Below are 23708 nucleotides of genomic sequence, written 5' to 3'. Positions count from 1 at the left end.
CGTTCCCTCAGAGACCTGACCACCACCTGCCCGAGCTGCCGCCGCTGAATTGACGCGGAATTTCGGGGGACGTCGAGAGACGTCCTCGACGTCCCCCAATCAAAAAACCATGCAATCAATTAGGAGGGATGCCTTTGTGCAGGATAACCCCCTGTATCAGCGACTAATTATTCTCTTGCCACGGGTCGACGACGAGAGCCCCGCTCGCCTCGAAGTGCTTCGTGTTGCGGGTCATCACGTGAAGGCCGTGCCGAAGAGCGGTCGCCGCGAGGAGCCCATCGGCGGGGGGGATAATGACACCCTTCTTCTGAGCCCGAGCCGTCAGCTCGCCCCAGATTCGAGCCGTCTCGGAGTCGAGAGGGAGCACCCGCTCCCCGTAGTCGCTCTCAATCCCGGCGAGCCATTTCGTGAGGTGCTTCTTCTTCTGGCCTGCCGGCAGGAGGGCGATGCCCTTCACGATTTCGCCCACCGTGAGCACGCTCAGGAACACGTTCGGCGTCGGTATCTCGGCCAGGGCCGCATGCACGGCCGGGTTGCCGTTCGGTTTCACCAGCTCGGCCAAGATATTCGTGTCGAGCAGGACTTTCACAGCTCGACGTCTCGCATGGGGCTCTGGTCCCGCGTCAAATCGAGTTCGTCGAGCCCAGCCCCTTGGAGCAGGTACTCCTTGAAGTCGAGCTTCTTGCCTGTCAGCTCCGCGTACCGCTCGGCCGAGATGAGGACCACCGTGTCGTTGCGACGGGTGATCGTCTGAGGGCCCTCGGTCAGGGCGAGGTTCACGACCTCGGTCAAACGACTTTTGGCTTCGGCGAGATTCCAGGCCATAGCCCCTCCTTGATGACTAGTCAGTCTAGTCATAGTGGCAGATTTAGAGGACTCATTCAAGGACGAAATCGACTCGGACCTCTCACCTGGTTTCGTACAGGACAATTCCCTTCATCCTGCCCGAGCGGTCCCCGGGCCTGGCTCCACCCTTTGCCGAAGATGATCCCTTTGACCTTGGGTAAGCGAGGGCTTCTTCTCATTGCGGAGGGGTGATGATCTTCCCGCACCCCAGGCGGCTCGCGGGCCGGGGACCGACGCACTCCGCGAGGCCGGAAAGCGTTTTGTAGGGCAGGGCTTGTCTTGCCGAGACCAGGCTCGCGGCAGGGCAAGCCCTGACCTACAAAAAATGCCCTAAGCGAAAGGGGCACCCTGCGACTGTATCAAGGAGTCGGAGCCGGCTCGAAGAGGCGGGAAAAGTCCGGTAACTGGAAGGGTTGGGGTGGGGCTAGTCTCGCGAGTTCTCGCTCGCGTCTCTGCGCTTTCCGATGCTCTCTCCACTTGCGATGCGAGGCCAAGGCCCGGTAATGGAGGAACCGGGCGGCCCCTTCGGGGGGCGGGGTGGGCTTGAGCCAGGCGATGAACCAGTCGATCGCGGCGGCGTGCTGCTGGGGAGTGATGCTGTGGGCCACCCCCGGCGCGATCATGACCTTCAGCTTGTCCTCGGCACCGGCCTCCTGGTAGGCGGCCCGGGCGGCGTTGATGGCGATCTCGGCCCCCTCGATCGGGCAGTTCGGGTCCTTCTCGCCCCCGATAATCAGGAGCGGACGACCGGCGAAGAGGCGGAGCATGCTCGGGCAATCGAGTTGGTCGAGGATCCCGGGGAGGATCTTGTCCCAGAGGGTCCGGCAAACCTTGTGGTTGATCTCGGGCTCGCCCAGGTCGGCGGCGGCGGCCTCGTGGGCCTCCCGGACCGTATTCGCTCGGCCTTGCCACCGTTCGTGCTCGAGGCTCCATCGAAAGCACTGGACCGAGATCGCGGGCACGGCCACCTTGATCCGGTCGTCCACCGCGGCGGATAGCCACGTCTCGATCCCCCCCTTGCTGATCCCGATCAGGCCGATCCGATCAGGATCGACGTCGGGGCGGGTCTGGAGATAGTCGACGGTCCTCCAGACGTCCCAGCAGGTGTCGTAGTAGAACGGGTGGTCCTGAGGCTCGTCCGGCCCGGAACGCCAGGCCCGTGTGATCGCCTGGTTGTAGACCTTCGACCCGAGCATCCCGCCCGCCCGCTCGCCGTGATATCGGCCGTCGATGGCGACGGCCACGAATCCGGCGTGGGCCAGCTCTTCGAGCCAGGGCCAGACCCCCTCCTTGCGGCCCCCGGTCCCGTGGAGCACCATGACCACCGGCAGGCGATCCCCCGGCTTGGCCCAGTCGGGGCGGACCAGGAGCGTGGGGACCCGCTCCATCGAGCCATCCTTGCGCCGCTCGCTGGCGAAGTCGAGCCGTTCGGAGATCACCCCTCGATTGCCCCGCTTCACCTCGATCGTCTTCGGGTCGAGCGGGACCTTCGGCCGGTCGAGGAGTGCCAGGAAGTGGGCCTTGACCTCGGCGGTGGGAGTCGGAGCCTGCGGCGGGGTAGTCTGGGCCCCGGGGCTCGCCGCCACCAGGAGCATGCCGATCCATCCGAGGCCGAGAGCGTTCTTCACGGGAATTACCTTGGTCGACGACGACCACCCTTGAGGGCGGCCCGAAGCCGAACCCAGGGCAACGATGGAGCGACGGACTGGCGAGCGTACGAACGCGACAGGCCCGAGAACTCGGGTGATCGCGAGAGACGAGAAGCGCACTCGGAATTTATCGTGCGGAAGGGATCTTCGCCATGAAAATCGCGAAGAATTGCGACTTCAGACCGGGCCGCGTGGTGGGGCAGCCCGGTCGAATCAAGACGGGCGGAAGTTCAACGTTCGTTGAGGATCTTCTGGGTGATCTCGCGCTCGCAGACCTTGCACCACTTCCACTTATCGTTGCCGACCTTCTCGTCGAGGTGTTCCTTGGCGATGCCGATGGTCCGGAACCAGATCTTGGCCTCGGTGTCGCCCGCCTTCTCCAGTTTGGCGCATCGGGCGAAGTGGAGGAGGTTGGTCCCGGCCTTGATCGCCGCCTTCTTGGCCCCCTCGACGAAGAGGGTCCCGTGGAAGACGTAACCGACGGCACCCAGGCGTGTCTCGTCGAGGTCATCGGGCGTATCGAGCGTGCGGACGCCAGCTTGATCCGTGGTGGGCATAAGTCGATCCTCGCTCACAACTTCGTGCAACCTCAATGATTACGGGAACGACTGTATCGCATTTCGGCCATTTTCGCAAGAGCGGTGAGCGGGTCGTCGATCGCCGGGAGTCCCGTCGAGGGGCCGTTGTGGTGGGGTGGCGTTGGGGATTAAGCTGTCGACTGGGGCGTGCCGGTCGTCCCATTCCCGGACCCCCGAGGGCCGCGTCGGCTTGATCCGCGAAACCGTGGGGCACCTCCGCGACCTGCCCCGATACCGCCAGATCCTGGCCAGCCTGGTCCGCTACGGCTACCGGGACGTCGTCACCGCGCTGCACCTCGACAAGCTGGTCGAGCCGTTCGCCCGCGCGGCGATGGGAGACGAGGTCCCGCCCGAAGACCGGCCGATGCGGCTCCGGATGGTCTGCGAGGATCTCGGCCCCACCTTCGTGAAGCTCGGGCAGATCCTCAGCACTCGCCCGGACCTCCTCCCCGAGGCGTATACCAACGAGCTGGCCAGGCTCCGCGACCACGTCAAGCCGTTCTCGTTCGCCGAGGTCGAATCGATCCTGGCCGAGGAGTACGGCCGCCCCGCCTCCGAGGTCTTCGCCCGACTCGAAGCCGAGCCGCTGGCCTCGGCCTCGATCTCGCAGGTCCACCGGGCCCGGCTCCTCGACGGCCGGACGATCGCCCTGAAGATCCGACGGCCCGGCATCGAGAAGGTGGTCCAGGCCGATCTCGACATCCTGAACAACCTGGCGCAGCTGGCCGAGCGGCACATCCCCGCGCTGGTCCCTTACGGCCCGGTCTCGCTGGCCCGCGAGCTGGACCGGACGCTCCATCGCGAGCTGGACCTCTCCATCGAACGCCGGACCATGGAGCGATGCCGGGGCCAGTTCGCCCGCGAGCCCTACGCGCACATCCCCGACGTGTTCCGCGATTACTCGACGCCGAGAGTCCTGGCGATGGAGCTGATCGGCGGCGTCAGCGTGAACGACCTGGAGGGGCTCCGCTCGATGGGGGTCGACCCCGCGGTGGTCGCGGTCCGGGGCTCGAAGATCCTGCTCCGACAGATCTTCCGGTTCGGCTTCTTCCACGCCGACCCGCACCCGGGAAACCTCCGGGTCTTGCCCGGCGGGATCATCGCCCCGCTCGACTACGGGATGTTCGGACGGATCGACGCGCCGACCCGGGAGAGGATCGTCGACCTCCTGACCGGCCTGATCGGCGAGGACACCGACCGGGTCCTCCGGGCCCTGGAAGCCCTGGAAATCCGGGGTGAACACGTCGACCCGCGTGCCCTCCGACGCGACGTGAGCGAGCTGGTGGCCTCGTACTGCGACCTGACCCTCGATGCCATCGACCTCTCGCTCTTGCTCCGCGACCTCGTCGGCTTCATCCGGGCCCATCACCTGAAGATCCCGCCCGACCTGGTCCTCCTGATCCGGGCCCTGGTCACGATCGAGGGGGTGGGACGCGAACTCGACCCCCACTTCGACATCGCCGCCCAGGTCCGCCCGTTCTTCCGCGAGCTGACCGTCAAGCGCTACAGCCCTCGACGGATCTTCGCGCAGACCGCCCGGACCGCCGAGGACGTCCAGCGGATCGCCACACTCTTGCCCGACGTCCTGGGTCAGTCGCTGGAGTCGATCAAGCGCGGCGAACTCACCCTCAAGTTCGACCTCCAGCACTTCGACCAGCTCGTCGGCCAGTTGACCCGGGCCAGCCACACCCTGACCGCCGGGATCGTGATCGCCGGGCTGATCGTCGGGTCATCGCTGATCGTCCGCGCGGAATCCCGCCTCTTCTCGCTGGGATATATCGGCTATGCGATCGCGCTGGTCCTGGGGATCATCCTGATCCTCAGCCTCTTCCAGAAGATGAAATGAGCGGGAGCTGCGGCGATCCCGCCGGTCGACGACAACGGCCCCCGAAATTATTTCGGGGGCCACCGCTCGACCGCTCTATCGTATCAGGGGATCACCCCCGAGGGGGCCTTATTCGCGGCCGGCATCCCTGCGGCTGGCATCGGCGAAATGGTAGGCCGCCGCGACCCCTTGCGCGGCGCTTCGGCCGGCGTACTGGATCTTGGAAGCCTGGGGCGGCGAGGCGATCCGGAACGCCAGGACTCCTCGATCGGCGGGGCGAGATGACTTCCCGTCCGACTTCTCCGGAGCTTGACTTTCCGCCATGGGAGCTACCTCTTCAAGGCGGCGAAGGCATCCGCCAGGATGAATCCGATCTCGGACGCGGCAGTCTGCGTAAGAATCATCGTAGATCGAACCCTCGGGTCTGTCAACATTCGCTCGGTGTCCTCCTCGATTTCCTGATGTGCAAATGCCGCATCGAGGTTCAACACGCCCAAGACGGCCCCATCGGTGGTGCTCTCCACGGTGGATGCCAGGAAGATCGACGATTCCTCGGGACGGGTCTTGATCGCGGTGGGTGCCTTGGGCCAGCAATCTCGGGGATCGAAGATCGGCACGCTCAGGAGCCAGGTCCGATCGGCCTCGACCTTCCGGTGCTGCTCGGACGACATCCCGAACCACGTCTCTTCGGGATGCGCCGCGATGGCCTCTCGGAGGAGTTTCAGGTTGCAGATCCAGGGGTTCCGGTCGCGGAAGCAGTAGCCGGTCAGGCCCGTGTCATAGGCGAAGGACATCCGACGATCGCGGGCACCGTTCATCTTGTAGGAGTAATCCAGGACCAACCGGTCGCGATGGGGCAGGAAGACGTTGCCCCGGAAGGCAAGCTCGGCATTCAGCTCGCGGCCGAAGACCCGGAGGACGCGCCGGATCAGGTCCCTCAAGACGGCCCGGATCTTCCGCTCACCGATCCCGCTGGGCAGCCGGAACGAGAGCGGGGCAAGGGCCTGCTCGGCAAACTCCTCGCCCCGGTGGAACATGGCGCGGATCCGGGACTCGTCGAGCCGGTCCACATCCAGGAGCCGCCTCGGGCCGCTGGTCTCGGTATCGGGCTGCTCGATCGTCAAGGATCGAGGGATCCGGGCCGACAGGTTCCGCTCCAGTTCGTTCCGGACCTGGCCGACCAGCATCCCGAGCAATCCCTTGTAGAAATCGATCGGATCATCGACCCTCGACGCCGAGTGCGTCAGGGTGGCAACCTGCCGGAGACCGATGTTCAGCCAGGGTCGGAGGGCCAGATGCTCGAAGTCCTCAATCCGGGACATCTGCCGGCGAAACTCCGAGGAGAAGACCCAGGCCGGGAAGTTCGAGATCACGCCGCCGTCGACGTACCATCCTTCCTCCATCGCCCCTCCCACCTCGCGGCAGGACAGCGCGACCGGGCGGAAGAACAGGGGAAAGCCCGCCGAGGCCCGGACCGCCCGGGCGATCGGCAGGTCGGCGAAACGATCGTCGAACGAGTTGATCAGCACCAGCTTCCGCGTCGTCAGGTTCGTCGCGGTCAGGATCAGCGGCGGGAAGTAGATCGAGGGGTCGTCGGCATGCTCGCGCTGGAACTGGCGGATCTGGCCGAAGGTCAACAGCCCGCCTTCGGGAAGATCCGACCGATACCCCGCCAGCATCGGCGACGAGCGGATCCAGTCGTCGATGGTCCGCTCCAGCCGCTCGCCGGTGAACAGGCCCCGGTTCTTCCAGTGCGGGCGGATCTCGCGGACGATCCGCGCCGCGTCCGCGAAGGCCCCCAGCGACCAACCGGCCGACCCGGCCATTCGTCGAACGGCCCGGAACGGCCGAGCCAGGGTCCTCCGAAAGCGGCCCAACCCGGGCGATAAGTCGGGCGGTGCGGGATAACCCTCGATCCGGCCCAGCAACGCCTCGACCCGCACCGTCAGCCGCTGAAATCGGGCGAAATCGAACGGGCGACGACCGGGCCCGAACGGGCCGAGGAGGTCGGTCAGCGTCTCCTTCCGACCTGATTTCGGCCCCGATTCCTCCACCGCCAGCGCGATGAAGCGGTCGCGGATCCCCTTGGGAGTGAGCCCCGCCCAGGCCAGCGTCGCGATGATCGCCCCGGCCGAGGTCCCCGAATAGGCCAGCGGCTTGATCTTGTGCCGATCAATCACCGCCGAGAGCTGGCCAAGTAACCCCAGCCCGTAAACCCCGCCGCCCTGGATGGCGATCACGGCATTCCGATCGAACTCGTCCGGCTTGGCTGCCATAACAACCGGCTCTCACGAGATACGATACAAATTTACACTAGTCGTGTCCGCATGATACCGGGCCTGTGGGCGGTTGGGTAGGTTTAAATCGGAAAATGGAGAACCAATTTCCAGGAAGCGATCTCACCGAACCGGGGATCGCGATGGCACAAGCTTGCCATTCGAAACGAAGACGAGACAGGCTCACGTCATCGACGAGTGCCTGCCTCGGTCCGGTTGGGCTCGGTCCCGATCGGGTCAGATCGGGTAGAGGTTCTTGAGTTCGGAGCGGGCCTTGGTGCTTCCCTTGGAGGCCTTGATGAGCGGGAAGGTCTGCATCTTGCCATCGACTTCCAGCTTGAGGACGCCGGTGCGGATGACGGAGGTGGCGACGGTCACGTGGGTGGTGGTGCCGTTGGGCAGCCAGACGTGGATCCGCTGCAAATTGGGCTTGAACATGCGCCGGCTCACGCCGGTGCACTTGATGCCCACGCCGCCGAGGTATTTGGCCTTGCCCCGCGTGGTGATATGATTGCCGAACGAGGTCTTCTTACCGCTGACTTCGCAATGACGTCCCATGGATCGATCTCCTTCAAACCCGGGGCCGGCCGGGGGCGGGGCTTAGACTTTTTCTTTGTCTTTGGCCGTCGGGTTGTGCGGCTTGCTCCGCTGGATGTTGCCGCACTCTTCCACCAGGTAGCAGACCTTGTGGGGGGGAACTGCCAGCTTGCACTGAGGGCAAGTGTTCAAGGCCGGCGCGACCAGGAAGTCGTGGGCTCGTCGGTTACCCTTGGCTGACTTCGACTTCCGTCTCTTGGGTACGGCCACGACGCTGTCTCCCGGATCTCTGCGTGTACGGTGTAGCGGAAAAGAGGATTATTATCCAAGTTCGGGGTCGGTTTGCAAGGCCAGCTGCGATGTTTCGCCGGATCGGGGAGTCAACGAATTCTCGGGACTGGGCCTGAGTCGCTGCGCGGGTGCCATGCTCTCGCGAAGCGTGAGCATGCGAAATCGTCCGAACCACCCTCATGCTCACGCTTCGCGAGAGCATGGCACCCGGCCACGATCCCCTCCGCTTGGCTCATCAATTGCGTCGAAGATTCTACAATTGCCCCCCCATGCTCGGGGATCACTCGGAGATCATGACCATGCGATTCCTCCAGATCACGGTTCTTCTGATCTTTTTGGCGTCGGTCGGCGCCTTCGCCGTCCAGAACAATGACCTGACCTCGGTCCGGTTCCTGGTCTGGCAGCTCTCGGCCCCGCTCTCGCTCCTGATCGTGATCGTCTACCTCTTCGGGATGATCAGCGGCGGGGCGGTCGTCGGATTCCTCCGACGATCGATCCGCCGCGTCTCCGAGCATCCCCAGGCCAACTGAGCCTCTCAGCCGAGGAGCCGGTCGGCCTCGGGGAGGATCCTGGCGAAGTCGATCTTGTTGTGGCAGGCCTCGCGGGCGGCCTCAAGGTCGGCTTCCTTCCAGTCGCGCTGGGCTTCCGAGAGCCCGGCGTAGCAGTCGCGGGCGTAGCCCCGGATCCCGTGATCCTCGTGATAGGTGTAGAACCGGGCCAAGTCCGAAAGTCGGGCCTTGGTCCCGGCGGCCTCGGCGCACCGGCCGTCGCAGTTGGGGCAGAAGGTCGGCCCGGCCGCGAGGACGGCCGCGCGCAGCTCGTCGAGTTCGGCCTTCTTGAGCGGCTCGAACCGGCGGGCGGCGTCGACGTTCTCCTTGGTCTGGTCCAGATTCCTCATGGTGACGCAGGTCGCCGAGAACCGCTCGTCGGACCAGATCGCGTGGAGGAGACCCTGGACCGGGGTCAGGTTCCGGGCCTTCAGGCTGGGGACCCGATCGGCGGTCACCTTCAGGGCCTGCCCGGCGATCTGCTTCATCGAGACCAGGCCGATCCCCTTCTCGTGGCAAGCGTCGAGCGCCTTGTTCAGGGGGGCGTCCTTGTCGAGCCAGGGGTCATACTTGAGCATTATGACGTCGACGAATCCCCCCTCGGCGGCGTTCTGGATCTGCTCGGCGATCTTCTCATCGTGGGTCGAGAAGCCCACGAATTTGACCTTGCCGGTCTTCTTGATCGCCTCGATCGCCTCCTTCATCTCGCGGCTCTTGGGCCAGTCGGTCTGGCTGGTCTCCAGCCCGTGGAAGAAGAGGAGGTCGATGTAGTCGGTCTTGAGCCGTTCGAGGCGGGTGTCGATCTTCTTGAGCATGTCGGAGGGGGTGGAGACGCCGCTCTTGGTGGCCAGGAAGATCGACTTGCGGACCGCGGGCTCGGCCTCGAACCAGTTGCCGAAGACCACCTCGGCGTTCCGGTATCCCTCGGCGGTGTCGAAGTAGCGGACCCCCTCGCGATAGGCCACGCGGAGCAGCCGCTCCAGGGCGTCGGGCTGGCCGACGGTCCCCTGATTGAGGATCGTGACATCGACGCCGGTCTTGCCCAGCGGCTTCCGGGTCAGGACCGGCTTCAAGTCCCCGGCCTTCTCATCGGCCGCGATCGCCGAGTTCGAGCCAACGGCCAGTGTGGCGGCGGCGGTCGCGACGGCGCCCGCCTGGAGGAATTCGCGACGATCCACGGGGAACGGATTCGGGTCGGCCATCGGGCTGGACCTCCTTCATCGGATCAGGTGGGGACCAACAATCGAGACGATGAGAGGGCGTTCAACAATGGCGACACTACTCCGACCCCGGCCCGATGTCCAGGGTCGGAGGGGGAGTGGTCGCGTGCCCGGAGTCGAGGCCATCCTCCTCGACCGATAGCGATCTCAGGGGGCCTTGGTCGGCTCGGCGGCGTCGAGGCCGAGGGCCGCCCGGTATTCGGCGAGCGCGGAGAGGGCCTTGGCCTCGGCCTCGATCCGATAGACCTGGGCATCGGAGACCGACTGCTCCCGGAGGTTCAGGAACAGGACCGTGCTGCTCCCCTCGCGGAGCAGGATTCGCTCGGCATCTTCCAGTCGGCGACTGACGATTTCGTTCTGGCGGGCCCGATCCAGGAGTTCCTGGGCCGCCCTCAGGCCGGACTGGGCGTCCAGGACATCGGCGCGGATTTCATCGACGGCGAACTGTCCCTGCGCCGCGAGTTGCCGGAGGACCGCGTCGGTCGCCACCACCCGCCCCTTCGCCGCCCGTCGTTGGAGCGGGACGTCGAAGAGCAGCGACGATTCCATGACGAACGGCCGGAAGTCCTTGCCGAGGTCGAGCGCCCGATTGCCCACGTTCTGTTCGGCGTAAATGTAGAGGCTCAGCGAGGGCTGGAGCTGGTTCTCGGCGAACCGACGCTCGACCTGGGCCTTCTGGACCGTGAGCCGGACCGAGAGGATCTCGGGGCGGAGGCGGAGGGCAACCTGGATGTCTTCCTCGAATCGAGTGGGATCCGGCGGCGGGATCGTGGGAGGATCCGAGGGCAGCCGGGCGGCATCGGGCAGGATCGGAAACCCCCGTTCATCGCGGAGGTAAAGCGAGAGGTCGATGCTCGTCTGCTCGAACCGTCGGCGGGCCTGGATCTCCTGCTGTTCGCGGGCCAGGAGGATCTTGCGGAAATCGACCAGGTCGATGGCCCGGACGATGCCCTCTCTCGCCTGTTGTTCCAGCCCCTCCTTCCTCAGGTTGGCGACCCGGACGAGGTCCCGATAAATCTCGGCGGAGCGGCCGGCGGCGAGCCAGTTCGCGTAGGCCTTGGCGACATCCTTGAGGAGCGAGATCCGCTGCTTGAGGATGGTCGGCTCGACCTTCCGACGCTCGATCTCGGTCTGGAGGAGCTTGGCCCGCTTGGCGTCGATCTCGCGATTCTTCAGGAGCGGCTGCTCCAGGCCGGCGACGAAGGCACCGCCGCTACGCGTGTTCAGATAATTGTAATACGTCGGCCAGTTCCCCTGGGCGATCCGATAGCCTCCGAAGATCTTGCCGCCCGAGTTCATCAGGGCCTGGTCCAGGAAGACATCCTGGACCGACCGATTGTAGAAGCCCAGGGGATAGTTGCGCGAATCGGCGTTGAGGTTGAGATCGAACGCCCCCCGGGCCGTGATGTTGTCCCCGAGGGCGACCCCTCGTTCCTGTTGGATCGCGAGGAAGGGAGGGTAGGCCCGCTCGGCCGAGGCCAGGACCTCTCCCAGGCCGAGGGGCGGACCGACCGGACGGACGACCTCGGGCACGATCGGGGCCGACGGGTCGGCACCGGGCAGGGCCGGCGGGAGTTCACCCGGCCCGTCCGACATCGGGCGGTTCCTGGGGAGGATCCTCGGGAAGACCGGGATACTGAACGGCGAGGGCATGAACAGATAGGGTGCCCTCGGGCTCGATTCGGAGGGCGTGACCTGCGGGAGTGTCGGCCCGACCGGAGAGAGGCCTCCCTGGCTCGGGGGGGCCTCCCCCATCGCCGTGGGCGGATTGCCCGACAACCGGCCCGGGAGCGTCGAAGGGGGTTGACCCTGCCCTTCGGGGAGATCGCCGACCGTCCGGGGCGGGCCGGAGAGGCGATCGGTCCTGGTCCCGAACGGGAAGTCCGCGCGAGATGACGGAGACTGGCCCCCTCCGAACGGATCCTGAGTCCAGCCGGCCGAGGCCAATACGACCGCGAAGCCCGATACAATGATCGTCAGTTTTTCGCGGATCATTTCGGCCTCTTGATCTTGATCTTTTCCTTGGATTCGGGCTCTCCGTCTTTCGAGCCGGGTTCGTCCTCGGCGATCGCCTGCGGGAATCCGTTGAGGCGTCGCCAGAACTCGTAACCCAGGCGGACTTCCTGGAGCAAGACATAGCCGCGTGCCCGAACACCCTGACGAAGATATCGGTTGGAGGGCCACTCGTTCTCGCTTCCCCTTTGGATCAGGACACGGATCTTCCCCTTCTCATTCTCGGCCGAGTCGATCAGGGCCACTTCCCCCCCGAACGACCCCACGGCCACCGAGGGCCAGCCGCTGAACTGGACCGCGGGCCATCCCTCGAACTGGAGCCGGACCGGATCACCGGGGTGGACCAGCGGGGCGTCGTTGCCGTCGACCCAGATCTCCACGCCGAGGTCGGCCGCGTCGGGCACCAGGACGGCGATCGCATCCCCTTCCTTGACCTGTTCGGACCCCTGGTTGACCAGGAGCCGGAGGATCGTCCCATCTCGGGAGGCCACCACGTTCTGGGCATTCTGGCGGCGGAGCTTGATCTCGGATTCCTGGATCTCCTTGTTCGCCTCGGCGACCTTACCGCCGGACTTCCGGGTTTCGGCCTCGGCCTTGTGGATCTCGGCCTGGGCCTTCGCGGTCACCTCTTCGAGATACGATTCCTTGGCCAGGAGGTCGCTCCGCGCCGCCGCCAGGCCCGCCCGGGCCTTGAGGAGCTTCGCCGAGCTTTCCCGATATTTCTGATCGGCCAGCTCGTACTCGCGTTGGGAGGCCAGACCCTGGGGCACAAGGCGGCCAATTCGCTCGAACTGATACCGATCGGCATCGAGTGCCGCCTGGATCGCGGCGACTTCTTGCTCCTCGGACCGGATCTTCTGTCGGGCCACCTCGATCCCATTGCCGGCCGCCTTCACGGCCATCTCCTTGGCCGATTCGAACCGCGCGGCGATGTCCTCATAGAGGCCGACCTCCCCCTCGGCATTCTCGAGCTTCCGCCGGGCCGCCGCGAGCTGGGAGTTGAGCGATTCGACGTACTGGGGGTCGTTGTCCGAGATCCGGGCGATCGGCTCGCCCTGCTTGACCTTCGAACCCTCGGCCACGAACCATTCGCGGACCCGACCGCTGATCGGGGCCTCGACATTGAACTGGCGATCCAGTGGGGCATAGCCGATCACCCGACCATTCCCCGAGATGGACTGCCGCCAGGGGACCAGCGCCAGGACGAAGGGACCGGCCAGGGTGAGCCCGAGCAGGAGGATCGCCAGTCGGCGGGCCGCCCGAGAAGGGCGGGCCTCGTGGAGCGCCGTCGACCTCGGGGGACGCCCCCGATCCGGCGGAACGACCCTCGACGGGGGATGGGGCGATCCGGGGCGGCTCGGTGCCGCGGGGGCTTCGATCAATCGGGACGACATGGCCAGGTCTCCTCGCGCCAGTCTTCGGGGGGGGCCACGGTCGGGACGTTCCCGCCCCGTTCGGCTCGGCCGCCGTCCAGGACGACCGACCGATGGCAGAGGCGTGCGAGCGTCGAGTCGTGCGTGATCAGTAGCAGGCTTGGGGAGTCCAGGGTCCCCGGATCGCCCAGCAGGGCTTCCGCCAGATGCGCCCGCGATCGAAGATCGAGCCCATCGAGCGTCCCGTCGATCACCAGGAGCCGGGGACTCCCGGCCAGCCCCCGCGCCACCATCAGTCGGCGGGCCTGGCCCTCCGACATCGGACCTCCATCCGGGGCCAGCCGGGTCTGGAGCCCGTCGGGCAGGCCCGTCAGCTCGTCCCAGAGCCCGGCCATTCGCAAGGCCCGGCGGACCTCGGCCGACGAGATCCACGATCGGCCCACCCGGACGTTTTCGAGCACCGAACCCTCGATGATCTCCACCCCCGCGACCAGCGCCACCCGACGCCGCAAGGCGTCCAGCCTGAGATCGCGGAGGTTGACACCATCCAGGAAAATCTGGCCGCTCGTCGGGGCCCGGAGCCCGTAGATTAGCCCGGCCAGCGTGCTCTTGCCCGATCCGCTCGGGCCGATCAGGGCGACCCGCTCCCCCTCGTCCAGATCGAGGGAGACCCCCCGGAGGGCCTCGCGCCCCCCGTCGTAGGCATACGAGACGCCCCGAATCATCAGCGAGGCGCCCGGACGCCCCGAGGAGTCCCCCTCGAAGGTCTCGCCGTCGACCCGTTCGGTCGGCAGGTCGGCCAGATGCCCGAGCTTCTCGACCGCCGCCATCAGGTCATACCAGCCCTCCAGGTGCTTGCCGAGCTTGGTGAACGATCCCGCCACCGTCGCCACGATCAACTCGGCCGCCACCAGCTGGCCCAGCGTCAACTGACCCTCGATCACCAGCCAGCCCCCCAGCCCCAGCAACGAGGCCGAGGCCAGCGCCTGGAAACCCAGGGAAAAGACCACCTGACGGAACAGAATCCGGAAATGGGCCTTGCGGGCGGCCAGATAGCGGAGCGACAGCGCGTCCACCCGCTCCATCGCCCGATCGGCCCCCCCCTCGATCTTGTAGGCCCGAGGGACCCGCGCAACCTCTTCCAGGGCGTCGGCCACCGCGTACTTCGACCGCGACTCCGCGATGCTCGTAGCGATCGCCCCCCGTCCCAGGAAGAAGACCGTCACCACCATCGCCGCCACCATCACCAGGTCGAAACTGAGTAGATACGGGTGATAGAACGCCAAAACCAGCAGGCCGATGGCGGTCTGAAGGATCAGGGCCACTCCGTCCAGCAGGAGCAAGGCGCACACCTTCTGAACCGTCAGGATGTCGAAGAAGCGATTCACCAGCTCGGGGCCATGATGGCCATCGAAGGCGTCGACCCGGACCCGGGGGAGCCGGTCGGCCAGGTCGATCGCGACCCGGACGAACAGCCGACGCTGGAGGATCTCGACCACGTAAGTCTGGATCGCGCGGAACCCTCCGGCCAGGCCCAGGCAGGCGAGGAGGACCAGCGTGAGGACCACCAATTGCTGGACCATCAGGCTCATGGCGACCGTGCTGACCAGGGCCTCCACGGCCAGGGGGGTGGCCAGAGTCAGCACCGCCACGCCCACCGCGAACGCGACGACCGTCCCCAGGTCGGCCGATTCCGGCCGGATCAGCCCCAGGAGCCGGGACAACGGCGAGGGATGATGGCCCCCATGATCCGAGTGGCCCTCCCCCTCCCCCGCCCCATGATCCCGGAGCCCCTCGCAAGTCGCGACCGGCTCCAGGACCGCCCAATCGAAAGACTCGCGGGAACCCGACAGGCCGAGCCGCCGGGCGATCGCCCCCTTCGAGAGCCACTGGCCATCGACCTCGGGATCAGCCCCGGACAGGCGAGCACGCCCCCCCCGCCGATCGTCCAGGGTCATCCACCCCTCCGGTCGATAGGCCGTCACCACTCGAGACCGGGAGAGCGCCTCCAAGGCCTCGGCGATCGTCCCTCGGGCCGGGAGCACCCGGAAACCCAGGTCACGCCCCACCCGCGAGAGTCGCTCCACCCAGACCCCCGACGCCTCGCCCGAGACCTCCCGCTCGGCCATCGCGAACGCCCGCCGAGCCTCATATGGATCGATCTCGATCCCCATCCGCTCCGCCCATCCACCCAGGGCTTCCGGGACATCGATTCGCATCAGCCCCAACCCTCCCGAAATACGACAAATTTGTCACGTTAATAATGTCGCAATAAAGCCCCAGAGTCAAGTCCGTCCGGATTTTTCCGAACCGGGGAGTCGCTCGATCAACCTAGCTCACCTGGGCGTCCCGGGCCCTCGTGGGCCGCCAGGATGGGGGGGCTTCCGCGTATCCTACGCGATTCTTTGACGACCGGACCGGTAAGTGTGCTAATCGGCGGATCGCGGGCCCGAAAGTTCGGGGGAGTTCCCTCGGACTTTCCAGACCCGCGAGGCCGCGCCATGATCGTCTCCGAAGCCCGTCGCGAAGCGAATCGGCGGAATGCCCTCAAGAGCACCGGACCAAAGACGGAGGAGGGCAAGGCGAGGTCTCGGGCCAATGCCTTGAAGCACGGTCTGTGCTCGTCGATCGTCGTTCATGAGGACTTCGCGACGGTCCAGGCCCGGTCCGACTCTTATTTCAACACGCTCAAGCCCCAGAATCGGTTCCATGCCTGGCTGGTCGACCAGGTGGCCGTCCTCAGCTTGCGGATCGACCGATGCGTGCGGATCGAGCGGCGGGTCCGCGACAAGATCGCACTCCGGGCCGAATTGACGTGGGACGATGACGAGAAATTGAAGGCCGAGATCCTGGGCGGGCAGATCGAGAAGCGGCCCGGCGAGGTGGTCGAAGGCCTGGGCCGGACGCCTCAGGGGTGCCTCTGGATGATGACCCGCTGGGCCATGCTGGCCCATGCGGCCGACGTGAAAGGATGTTGGACCCCCGATCAGACCACGCTCGCCTTCAACCTCCTGGGCACGCCGAAGGAGTTCCGCGAAGGGCATCGGCCGGGGGCCTCGCTCGACCTCGAAGGCAAGGTGATCGAGGGACCCGACGACCCGGCGGTCGTGGCCCGTCGCGAGATCGCCGCCTTGAAAGAGCGTCGAGAGTTGGTCTCCGACCTCGACGAGGTCGAGCAATTCCTCCGCTCCTCCGACCTGACCGACGACTCGGACCCCGAGTTGAAGAGACTCCGACGCTACGAGTCGAGCCTGCATCGGAGGCTCCGCTGGTGCCTGTCGCAGCTCCGTTACGAGTCGCCGCACCGGGCCCCTAATCCCGACCTCTACCCGAAGTGGGAGGCGGTCCGCGAAGACCCGCCCGAGCCCGAATCGAAGCCCCGGGAGCACTGGCAGAGGAAGGCCCCGCACCCGCCCTTCTGCCTCGAACCGGATGAAATCCCCGAGCCCGGCGAGGAACTCGACGTGCCTCGGGTCCTTGCCTCCAGGCTTGAGAAAAGGATGATGAAGGCCGAGGCTCGCCGAGATGCCCGACGCCGGAAGGTCGAACGGCTGAGGGCCTGAGGGTCGGAGGGTCGAAATTGCCGAATAAGATCGGACCGGCCGAAATTCCGGGCCGGGGTTGCTCGTTCATGCGCGGGGGTCGTGGTTTTGCGGGTGATTTTGAGAAAAGGGGGTGGTTTGCTCGATGTTTACCAACCAAATCCATCGACGGAGTGTGATCTGGGACGCATTCCCGGGTGGGAATTGGTCGCAGGAGAGGTTGTCGCCCGATCGAAGCCATTCCTCCGACGAAACGAAGCCAAGCGGCGGTCCCAAACCGGCGGAGCAAGCTCCGCCCGAGCAAAGCGTGAGCAAGCTCCCGCACTCCAGGGCGGCTTCGCCGCATTGGGATGCCAGGCCGCCGGAGGCCTTGGAGTGCGGGAGCTTGCTCACGCTTTCCACCCCGGAGCTTGCTCCGGGAGGCGGTGACGAACGCGAGAAGGGCCGGTTCCCGGAATTCAGAGCAGAGCGGAGGAGCGTTCCGGGGTCCGTCGAGCGTTCGGCGGGTCCATGGGTTAAACTGACGTACCGGTCGGTCCAGGGTTTTACGAGGGTCGGGGGGATGCGATGAGCACGGTCAATGTCCCGTCTGCGGGGCCTCAGTCCCGGGGCGAGGTCGAATCTCGCAGCGGGAGCCGGTGGGGGTTCATCGGCGCGGGGAAGATGGCGACGGCCCTGATCCGCGGGATGATCCGGGTCGGGATCACGGCCGAGTCGATCCTGAGCAGCGACCCGAACCCCGAATCGCGGGCCCTACTACTTCGCGAGACGGGGGTCGCCACCTGCGACTCGAACGCCGAGGTGGTCCGGGGCTCCGACGTGATCATCCTGGCGGTCAAGCCGCAGTCGATGGCGGGGGTCCTGGCCGAGTTGAGGCCGCTGATCACCCCGGATCACCTGGTGATGTCGGTCGCGGCGGGGGTCAGCCTGGCCACCCTGGCCGAGGGGTTGGGGGCCGACCGCAGGCTCGCTCGGGTCATGCCCAACACCCCGGCCCTGGTGGGCGAGGGGGCGGCGGCCTACTGCCTGGGCCCGACCGCGAGGCCCGACGACGAGTCGATCGTCGCCGAGTGCCTGAACGCCGTCGGCCTGGCCTTCCGCGTCCCCGAAAGTCAGCTCGACGCGGTGACCGGGCTCTCGGGGAGCGGGCCGGCCTTCGTCTATATCGTGATCGAGGCCCTGTCCGATGGCGGGGTCCGTGCCGGGCTCCCTCGCGAGATCGCGACGGCCCTGGCGGCACAGACCGTTTTGGGGGCGGCGAAGATGGTCCTCGAGACCGGCGAGCATCCCGGCCGGCTCAAAGATCAGGTGACCAGCCCCGCCGGGACGACGATTGCCGGGGTCCACGCCCTGGAGCGAGGGGGGGTCCGAGCCGCTTTGATCGACGCGGTCGAGGCCGCTTACCGGAGGTCGGTCGAGCTGGCCGCCCTCGCCGCGAAACCGGGGCCGACCGGATGAAGCTGGGACTGATCTCCGACATCCACGGCGACTCCGTGGCCCTGGAACTGGCCTGGGCCCACCTGACCGTCCTGGGGGCCGACCGGATCGTCTGCGCCGGGGACCTGGTGGGTTACGGCCCCCACCCCGACCGAGTGGTCGCCTTCCTGGCCGAGCACGGGATCGAATCGGTCCGGGGGAATCACGACCGATGGGCCCTGGAGCGGGCGGCCGGGATCGAAGGGGTGCCCAGCACATTCGGCGGGGGGATGCCCTCGGCCGAATCCGTCGAGACGATCCGGGCCAACCCGCCCGATCGGCTGATCCAGGACGGCCCCCGAATCGGCCTGATCACCCACGGGTCGCCCGGCGACGACATGGATTTCGTGACCCGGAAGACCCACCCGCCCGATCGCCTGGACGATTATCTGAAGCGGATGGGGGTCCAGTTGATGGTCATCGGCCACACCCACCGGCCGATGCTCTATCGGTCGGAACACGGGATGGTGATCAACCCCGGCTCGGTCATCTCGGCCCCGGTGGTGTCGACCTCGCGCACCTTCGCCCTGCTGGACTGGGAGGCGGGGGAGGTCAGTTTTCATGACGTCGAGAGCGGTGGGAAGGTGAAGTTCGAGGAGTGGGGAGGGTCTTCGGGATGAGACACAAGCTTCGATGGAGGCTCTCGACGTTCATGCTGATCGTGGCCGCGGCCGGGATCGTCACCTGGCTCAAGGCGCCGGAATGGTCGAGGGCCTACCGGACCTGGCTGGCCGATCGGGCGACCAATAACCTGCTCGACACGCCGATGCCCTTCGACCATCCCGATGGGGTGCCGCTCTATGAATTCACGATCGAGGCGAGCCGCCGGACCAGTGGCGCGGCATTTCCGAAAGGGCTCCCGATCCACATCGACCCGGAGGGGCTGCAGGCGAATGACATCACCATTGCCGCGATGGTCAAAATCAACTCCCAGGACGCCCCCCTCCGTCGCTCGCTGGAACACGTCCTCGATCAGCTAGACCTCTCCTACAGAGTGGATGCCGGGGTCGTGATGATCACGAGCAAGTCGCTGGCGAAACCCTGAGGCTAAGGATCCGGGCGACGCGATCCGGTTTGCCGGAGGTCGCGAGTCGGAGATATACTGGCGTTTTGGTCTTGGCTGCTCACTCTTGAGGTTCCGTCCCACCCATGGATCGTCCCGACCCTTCCGACCGCCCGGTCCTGGTGCTCGACTTCGGCGCCCAGTATGTGCAATTGATCGCGCGGCGGGTCCGCGAGCGTCACGCGTTCGCGCGGATCGTCCGGCACGACATCACCCCCGAGCGGGTGGCCGAGCTGAATCCGCTGGCCCTGATCCTCTCGGGCGGCCCTTCGAGCGTCTACGATCCCGGCGCGCCCCGATGCGACCCCCGGTTGTTCTCGATGGGGATCCCGGTCCTGGGGATCTGCTACGGGATGCAGCTCGCCTGCGAGGCCCTGGGCGGGAAGGTCGAGCCGGCCCCGGCCCGGGAGTTCGGCCGGGCCGAGTGCCACGTCACCGACCCCTCCGACCCACTCTTCCAGGGCGTGCCCGAGACCTCGACCGTCTGGATGAGCCACGGCGACCAGGTCCGGGCCACCGGTGACACGTTCGTCCCGGTCGCCTCGACCAGCACCTGCCCGATGGCGGCGGTCCGGCACAAGGACCTGCAGGTCTACGGGCTCCAGTTCCACCCCGAGGTCGGGCACACGCCCTACGGGCCGCTCCTGATCGGCAACTTCCTGGACCGGGTCTGCGGGAGCCCGGGATCCTGGACGATGGACGCGTTCCTCGATAAGGCGGTCGAGGAGATCGGCCGGAAGGTCGGGCCGGAAGACCGGGTCGTCTGCGGGCTCTCGGGCGGGGTCGACTCGGCGGTCTGCGCGGCCTTGCTGGCGAAGGCACTGGGCCCTCGGGTGGTCTGCGTGTTCGTCGACAACGGGCTGCTCCGGTCGGGCGAGCGGGCCGCGGTGTCCGAGGCGTTTGGGAAGCACTCGGCGGCCGAACTCAGGGTGATCGACGCCGCCGACCGGTTCCTGACCGCACTCAAGGGGGTCGTGGATCCGCAGGAGAAGCGAATCCGGATCGGCCACACATTCATCGACGTTTTCAAGGATGAGGCCAGGTCGATCCCCGGTGCGACCTTCCTGGCGCAGGGGACGCTCTACCCGGACGTGGTCGAGAGCGGGGTCGGCGTCGACGGCCCGGCCGCCACGATCAAGCACCACCACAACGTCGGGGGCCTGCCCGCCGAGCTGGGGTTCACGCTGATCGAGCCGCTCCGCGACCTCTTCAAGGACGAGGTCCGCCGCCTCGGCCTGGAGCTGGGCCTGCCCGAATCGCTGGTCTGGAGGCACCCCTTCCCCGGCCCCGGGCTGGCGGTCCGCTGCCTCGGCGAGGTCACGGCGGAACGACTGGAAGTCCTCCGCCAGGCCGATGCCATCTTCCTCGATGAACTCGTCAACGCCGGGCTCTATCGCCAGATTGGCCAGGCCTTCGCCGTGCTCTTGCCGGTGCAATCGGTCGGCGTGATGGGGGACGGTCGGACCTATGAAAACGTCGTGGCCCTCCGATCGGTGGACACCGACGACTTCATGACCGCCGACTGGACCCGCCTGCCGCACGAGCTCCTGGCCCGGGCCTCCACCCGGATCATCAACGCCGTGAAGGGGGTCAACCGAGTGGTCTACGACGTCACCAGCAAGCCGCCGGGGACGATCGAATGGGAGTGATCGAGCCGGGACCGACCATCGTCAGGCCCGATTCCCCAGCAATGCGGCTGCATAATTAACCAGGTCGCCGCGACCTCGGGAGATCTCGGCCAGTCGATCGAGCCGCCCGATCGACTGGCAGAGCTGGGCGACGCTCGGGCAGGTGAGGGCCGAGTCCGGAAGATGGGCCAGGTGCTCGGCGGCCAGGTCCACCGCCTCCTCGGACCTTCCCAAGCGGACCAGGAGCCGGACCAGGACCTGGGCGGCGACCGCCTCATCACGCTCATCAACCGGGGGAAGCTTGCCACGGAAGTGGGCGATGGCCTGCTCGACATCCTGGCCCAGGAGAGCGCGAAGGTAGATGCCGTGGTCGCCGTAATGATCCTCGAAGGGGGGATCGCCCTCGTATCGGTGCCGGTCGGAGAGCCTTCGCCCGTAGTCGGTCAGGCCGATGGCCATCTCGATCGTCGAGGGGTCCGTCAGCAGGGGCGAGAGCCGGACGGTCGACGACAGGTGGGAGACGTCCAGGTGATAGGCGTCGTCCACGAACAGCCAGTCGCGACCTTCCACCAGATCTCCGATGGATGTGCCCTCGGGCGGGAGGGGCTGACCTCTCCGGGCGATCTCGGACCGGAGGTTCAGGACGAGATCGGAGTGGAGTCGTCGGACCAGCCGATCGGCGCAGGCCACGCGGGTCGCCTCGTCGGGCGGTAGCCCCTCGAAAGCCGAGATCGCCGAGCAGGTCCCGTAATGATCCAGGATCAGGCCGAACCCCTTGAGCGGGTGGACTCCCTGGTTGAAGGCGACCTCGATGACCTGCCCGATCCGCTCGTCGTTCTCGGGCGGGTCGTAGGCCTCGATGGCGGCGGTCACCGGCTCCTTCTCGGCGATCGCTCGGAAGTAGGCCCAGGCCGCGCCGATCTCTCCGGCCTTGAGGAGTCGGCCCCCGACCTCGCGGATCGCCTCGATGTAGCGTTCCTCGTACTGGGTCCGCGCGGGCTCGGGGATCTCGGCCAGCGGGCCGGTCAGGACGGTCGGCAGGCCCAGGTCGATCCGAGCCTTCAGGAGCAGGACATCCAGCAGGGCGCGGAACTCGCCGCGAGCGGCTAGGCCTCGGGCCAGTTGGTCGAGCGCCTCGGCCGGGCCGGAGTTGGCCAGGGTCCGGTCGAGGTCTTCGAATTCGGCGGTGCTCGTCGCGGTGCTCATCGGTGGGTCATCCGGGGCGAGGGGGTGAGAGTCGAAGCGGAAGGACAGTCGGCGGCGATTCGATCGGGATCCGTCATCCGCGATCGTTCCTGCTCCTCTGCCCGGCTCGCGGGTAATAAACGTGGCCTCAATGCCAGGTGGAAAACAGGACTATCAGGGCCGAGAAAAAGGCGAAGTATATCAGGCCGAGCGTCGCGGCAAGTCGCGGCGGCCCCTTGGCCCGACGAACACCGCTGATCGAGAACAGCAAACCGGACGACGTCATGGTTATCGAAATCACTTGATCGTAAGGCGAACCAAGTCTCAGGATCGAGAAACCGGAACACGTGTCGAACAAGCAGAAGATCGTAAGGGCCAATGCCACGCATCCCTCGATGTCGGCAGCTTTCCAACGGCCCCGTCTCGGTGTCCTGGGCTCCTCGGGAGATCCGACCATTCTTGGTCCGCTTCTACCACGGCCTGACGAACTTCCCGAGTCACTCGGCGTCGGACTTGGTGCGATCGATCGCGGTGGCCGGTGCCCCGGGCGGGTCGGAGTCGAGCTTGGCCCCTTCCGACTTCTTCCAGGTGGTCCAGCATCGGGTCTGGTAGCAATCCAGGAGGATGTCGCGGGCCTCCTCGATGGAGTCGGTCAAGACCAGGAGGTTCAGGTCCTCTGGCGAGATCGTCTTCTCGGCGAGCTGCGTCGTCTCGATCCAGTCGAGGAGCCCTCGCCAGTATTTCGTGCCGAACAGGACGATCGGGAACCGCTTGATCTTGCGGGTCTGGACCAAGGTCAACGATTCGAACAGCTCGTCCAGGGTACCAAATCCGCCGGGGAAGATGACGAAGCCGTTCGAATATTTGACGAACATCGTCTTGCGGATGAAGAAGTAGCGGAAGTTGATCGATCGGTGGGCGTACTTGTTCCCGGATTGTTCGAAGGGCAGCTCGATGTTGCAGCCGATGGAGAGCCCGCCCGCCTCGTGGGCCCCACGGTTGGCGGCCTCCATCAGGCCGGGTCCTCCGCCGGTGATCACGGCGAAACCGGCGTCGGCCAGCGCACGGCCCATCGCCCGGGCCTCGGCGTACATCGGATGATCCTCGGCGAACCGGGCCGACCCGAAGACCGAGACCGCGGCGCCGATGTCGGCCAGGGCGTTGATCCCGTGGACGAACTCCCCCTGGATCCGCAGGACCCGCCACGAGTCGGTATGAGTGAACGCGGCCAGTTCCGGGGCCTGGGCGTTGGGCGTCGAGGGGCCTTGCCGGTTGAGCAGCTCCTCGTCCTCGGTCATCTTCGACTTCAAATCATCTCGGGGCGGGAGTTCGCCGTTCCATCGCCGATGCGTGGCCTTGGCAACCGGCGGGTTGGCACCCGGGCCGGGAGTCGACCCGGAGGATGTCCCCGAGTCTCGAACTTCGTCATCTCGATCCATTTCAACCTGACCTTGCCGACTCGCAGAGGGAATCCGCCCCCGTGCCATTCGCAACCGGGGACGGGCTCCCGACCAGTCCGAGGACCACATGGAATTCTATGCGGCAGCCCTCGGACCTCCTACCCCTGTACGCCCGACGAGGGGCCTCGGGACGGGAAAATCTTTCCATCGTGCTCGATTCCCGGGAGGACCGGCGGGGGATCGACGGCCCGGGCCGGT

At 66.4% G+C, this 23708-nt stretch carries 22 protein-coding genes; 7 read left to right on the top strand and 15 right to left on the bottom strand.

The genetic code is table 11. From position 1 onward, the window contains the following. Positions 1–163: 163 nt before the first annotated feature. The 4 genes from P12x_RS04615 to P12x_RS04600 all read right to left on the bottom strand — a co-directional run bounded on the left by P12x_RS04615 (position 164) and on the right by P12x_RS04600 (position 3052). Positions 164–589 carry a type II toxin-antitoxin system VapC family toxin gene (locus tag P12x_RS04615; RefSeq protein ID WP_435009674.1) on the bottom strand — a complete coding sequence of 142 codons (426 nt, stop codon included), beginning with the start codon at positions 587–589 and terminating at the stop codon, positions 164–166. Then, positions 586–825: a type II toxin-antitoxin system prevent-host-death family antitoxin gene (locus tag P12x_RS04610; RefSeq protein ID WP_435009673.1), complete on the bottom strand. Its 240-nt coding sequence runs from the start codon at positions 823–825 to the stop codon at positions 586–588. Before P12x_RS04610 ends, P12x_RS04615 begins: the two co-directional genes overlap by 4 nt. 380 nt (positions 826–1205) lie before the next feature. Beyond that, positions 1206–2474 (bottom strand): alpha/beta hydrolase family protein, encoded by a 1269-nt coding sequence (locus tag P12x_RS04605; RefSeq protein ID WP_435009672.1) that lies wholly within the window; start codon positions 2472–2474, stop codon positions 1206–1208. Positions 2475–2725: 251 nt separating this feature from the next. After that, positions 2726–3052, bottom strand: coding sequence for a hypothetical protein (locus P12x_RS04600; protein WP_435009671.1), 327 nt, complete (start codon positions 3050–3052; stop codon positions 2726–2728). A gap of 211 nt (positions 3053–3263) precedes the next feature. Here P12x_RS04600 and P12x_RS04595 point away from each other — a divergent pair, with 211 nt between their 5' ends. Continuing rightward, entirely contained in the window at positions 3264–4919 is a 1656-nt protein-coding gene (locus tag P12x_RS04595) for an ABC1 kinase family protein (protein WP_435009670.1), read from the top strand. A gap of 108 nt (positions 4920–5027) precedes the next feature. Here the strand turns inward: P12x_RS04595 and P12x_RS04590 are convergent, their stop codons facing one another. From P12x_RS04590 to rpmF, 4 genes are all read right to left on the bottom strand, one after another. Continuing rightward, positions 5028–5222: a hypothetical protein gene (locus P12x_RS04590; protein WP_435009669.1), complete on the bottom strand. Its 195-nt coding sequence runs from the start codon at positions 5220–5222 to the stop codon at positions 5028–5030. A gap of 5 nt (positions 5223–5227) precedes the next feature. Further along, positions 5228–7174, bottom strand: a complete 1947-nt coding sequence (locus P12x_RS04585) for a patatin-like phospholipase family protein (RefSeq protein WP_435009667.1) — start codon at positions 7172–7174, stop codon at positions 5228–5230. A 237-nt stretch (positions 7175–7411) separates the two neighbouring features. Further along, a complete protein-coding gene (rpmB, locus tag P12x_RS04580) occupies positions 7412–7732 on the bottom strand; it encodes a 50S ribosomal protein L28 (protein WP_435009665.1) in 321 nt (106 codons plus the stop codon). A 42-nt stretch (positions 7733–7774) separates the two neighbouring features. Further along, positions 7775–7981 carry a 50S ribosomal protein L32 gene (rpmF, locus tag P12x_RS04575; RefSeq protein ID WP_435009663.1) on the bottom strand — a complete coding sequence of 69 codons (207 nt, stop codon included), beginning with the start codon at positions 7979–7981 and terminating at the stop codon, positions 7775–7777. A gap of 320 nt (positions 7982–8301) precedes the next feature. Between rpmF and P12x_RS04570 the strand changes: the two genes are divergently transcribed. Next, positions 8302–8532 (top strand): lipopolysaccharide assembly protein LapA domain-containing protein, encoded by a 231-nt coding sequence (locus P12x_RS04570; protein WP_435009661.1) that lies wholly within the window; start codon positions 8302–8304, stop codon positions 8530–8532. A 5-nt stretch (positions 8533–8537) separates the two neighbouring features. Here the strand turns inward: P12x_RS04570 and P12x_RS04565 are convergent, their stop codons facing one another. The 4 genes from P12x_RS04565 to P12x_RS04550 form a co-directional block, all read right to left on the bottom strand. Continuing rightward, on the bottom strand, positions 8538–9752 hold the full coding sequence (locus tag P12x_RS04565; protein ID WP_435009660.1) for an aldo/keto reductase: 1215 nt from the start codon (positions 9750–9752) through the stop codon (positions 8538–8540). 165 nt (positions 9753–9917) lie between these two features. Beyond that, positions 9918–11765 (bottom strand): TolC family protein, encoded by a 1848-nt coding sequence (locus P12x_RS04560; RefSeq protein ID WP_435009658.1) that lies wholly within the window; start codon positions 11763–11765, stop codon positions 9918–9920. Beyond that, positions 11762–13177, bottom strand: a complete 1416-nt coding sequence (locus P12x_RS04555) for an HlyD family secretion protein (RefSeq protein WP_435009656.1) — start codon at positions 13175–13177, stop codon at positions 11762–11764. The genes P12x_RS04560 and P12x_RS04555 overlap by 4 nt, the downstream gene beginning before the upstream one ends. Next, positions 13162–15375 carry a peptidase domain-containing ABC transporter gene (locus P12x_RS04550; protein WP_435009654.1) on the bottom strand — a complete coding sequence of 738 codons (2214 nt, stop codon included), beginning with the start codon at positions 15373–15375 and terminating at the stop codon, positions 13162–13164. The genes P12x_RS04555 and P12x_RS04550 overlap by 16 nt, the downstream gene beginning before the upstream one ends. A 282-nt stretch (positions 15376–15657) precedes the next feature. Here P12x_RS04550 and P12x_RS04545 point away from each other — a divergent pair, with 282 nt between their 5' ends. From P12x_RS04545 to guaA, 5 genes are all read left to right on the top strand, one after another. Next, positions 15658–16719: a hypothetical protein gene (locus P12x_RS04545; protein WP_435009653.1), complete on the top strand. Its 1062-nt coding sequence runs from the start codon at positions 15658–15660 to the stop codon at positions 16717–16719. A gap of 546 nt (positions 16720–17265) precedes the next feature. Then, positions 17266–18156 (top strand): pyrroline-5-carboxylate reductase, encoded by an 891-nt coding sequence (gene proC, locus P12x_RS04540; RefSeq protein ID WP_435009652.1) that lies wholly within the window; start codon positions 17266–17268, stop codon positions 18154–18156. Next, positions 18153–18794: a metallophosphoesterase family protein gene (locus tag P12x_RS04535; protein WP_435009651.1), complete on the top strand. Its 642-nt coding sequence runs from the start codon at positions 18153–18155 to the stop codon at positions 18792–18794. The genes proC and P12x_RS04535 overlap by 4 nt, the downstream gene beginning before the upstream one ends. Continuing rightward, on the top strand, positions 18791–19219 hold the full coding sequence (locus P12x_RS04530; RefSeq protein ID WP_435009650.1) for a hypothetical protein: 429 nt from the start codon (positions 18791–18793) through the stop codon (positions 19217–19219). The genes P12x_RS04535 and P12x_RS04530 overlap by 4 nt, the downstream gene beginning before the upstream one ends. Before the next feature lie 104 nt (positions 19220–19323). Further along, the gene (guaA, locus tag P12x_RS04525; RefSeq protein WP_435009649.1) at positions 19324–20886 is read left to right on the top strand and encodes a glutamine-hydrolyzing GMP synthase; all 1563 of its coding nucleotides are present in this window, start codon (positions 19324–19326) and stop codon (positions 20884–20886) included. A 21-nt stretch (positions 20887–20907) separates the two neighbouring features. Here the strand turns inward: guaA and P12x_RS04520 are convergent, their stop codons facing one another. The 3 genes from P12x_RS04520 to P12x_RS04510 form a co-directional block, all read right to left on the bottom strand. Continuing rightward, positions 20908–22071 (bottom strand): hypothetical protein, encoded by a 1164-nt coding sequence (locus tag P12x_RS04520; RefSeq protein ID WP_435009648.1) that lies wholly within the window; start codon positions 22069–22071, stop codon positions 20908–20910. A 127-nt stretch (positions 22072–22198) separates the two neighbouring features. Next, the gene (locus P12x_RS04515) at positions 22199–22435 is read right to left on the bottom strand and encodes a hypothetical protein (RefSeq protein ID WP_435009647.1); all 237 of its coding nucleotides are present in this window, start codon (positions 22433–22435) and stop codon (positions 22199–22201) included. A 112-nt stretch (positions 22436–22547) separates the two neighbouring features. After that, positions 22548–23348 carry a TIGR00730 family Rossman fold protein gene (locus P12x_RS04510; RefSeq protein ID WP_435011762.1) on the bottom strand — a complete coding sequence of 267 codons (801 nt, stop codon included), beginning with the start codon at positions 23346–23348 and terminating at the stop codon, positions 22548–22550. Between the last annotated feature and the right edge of the window lie 360 nt (positions 23349–23708).

Origin of the sequence: Tundrisphaera lichenicola, from assembly GCF_051175385.1 — a bacterium.
GTDB lineage: Bacteria > Planctomycetota > Planctomycetia > Isosphaerales > Isosphaeraceae > Tundrisphaera > Tundrisphaera lichenicola.
This window is presented reverse-complemented; position numbering and strand designations above follow the sequence as displayed.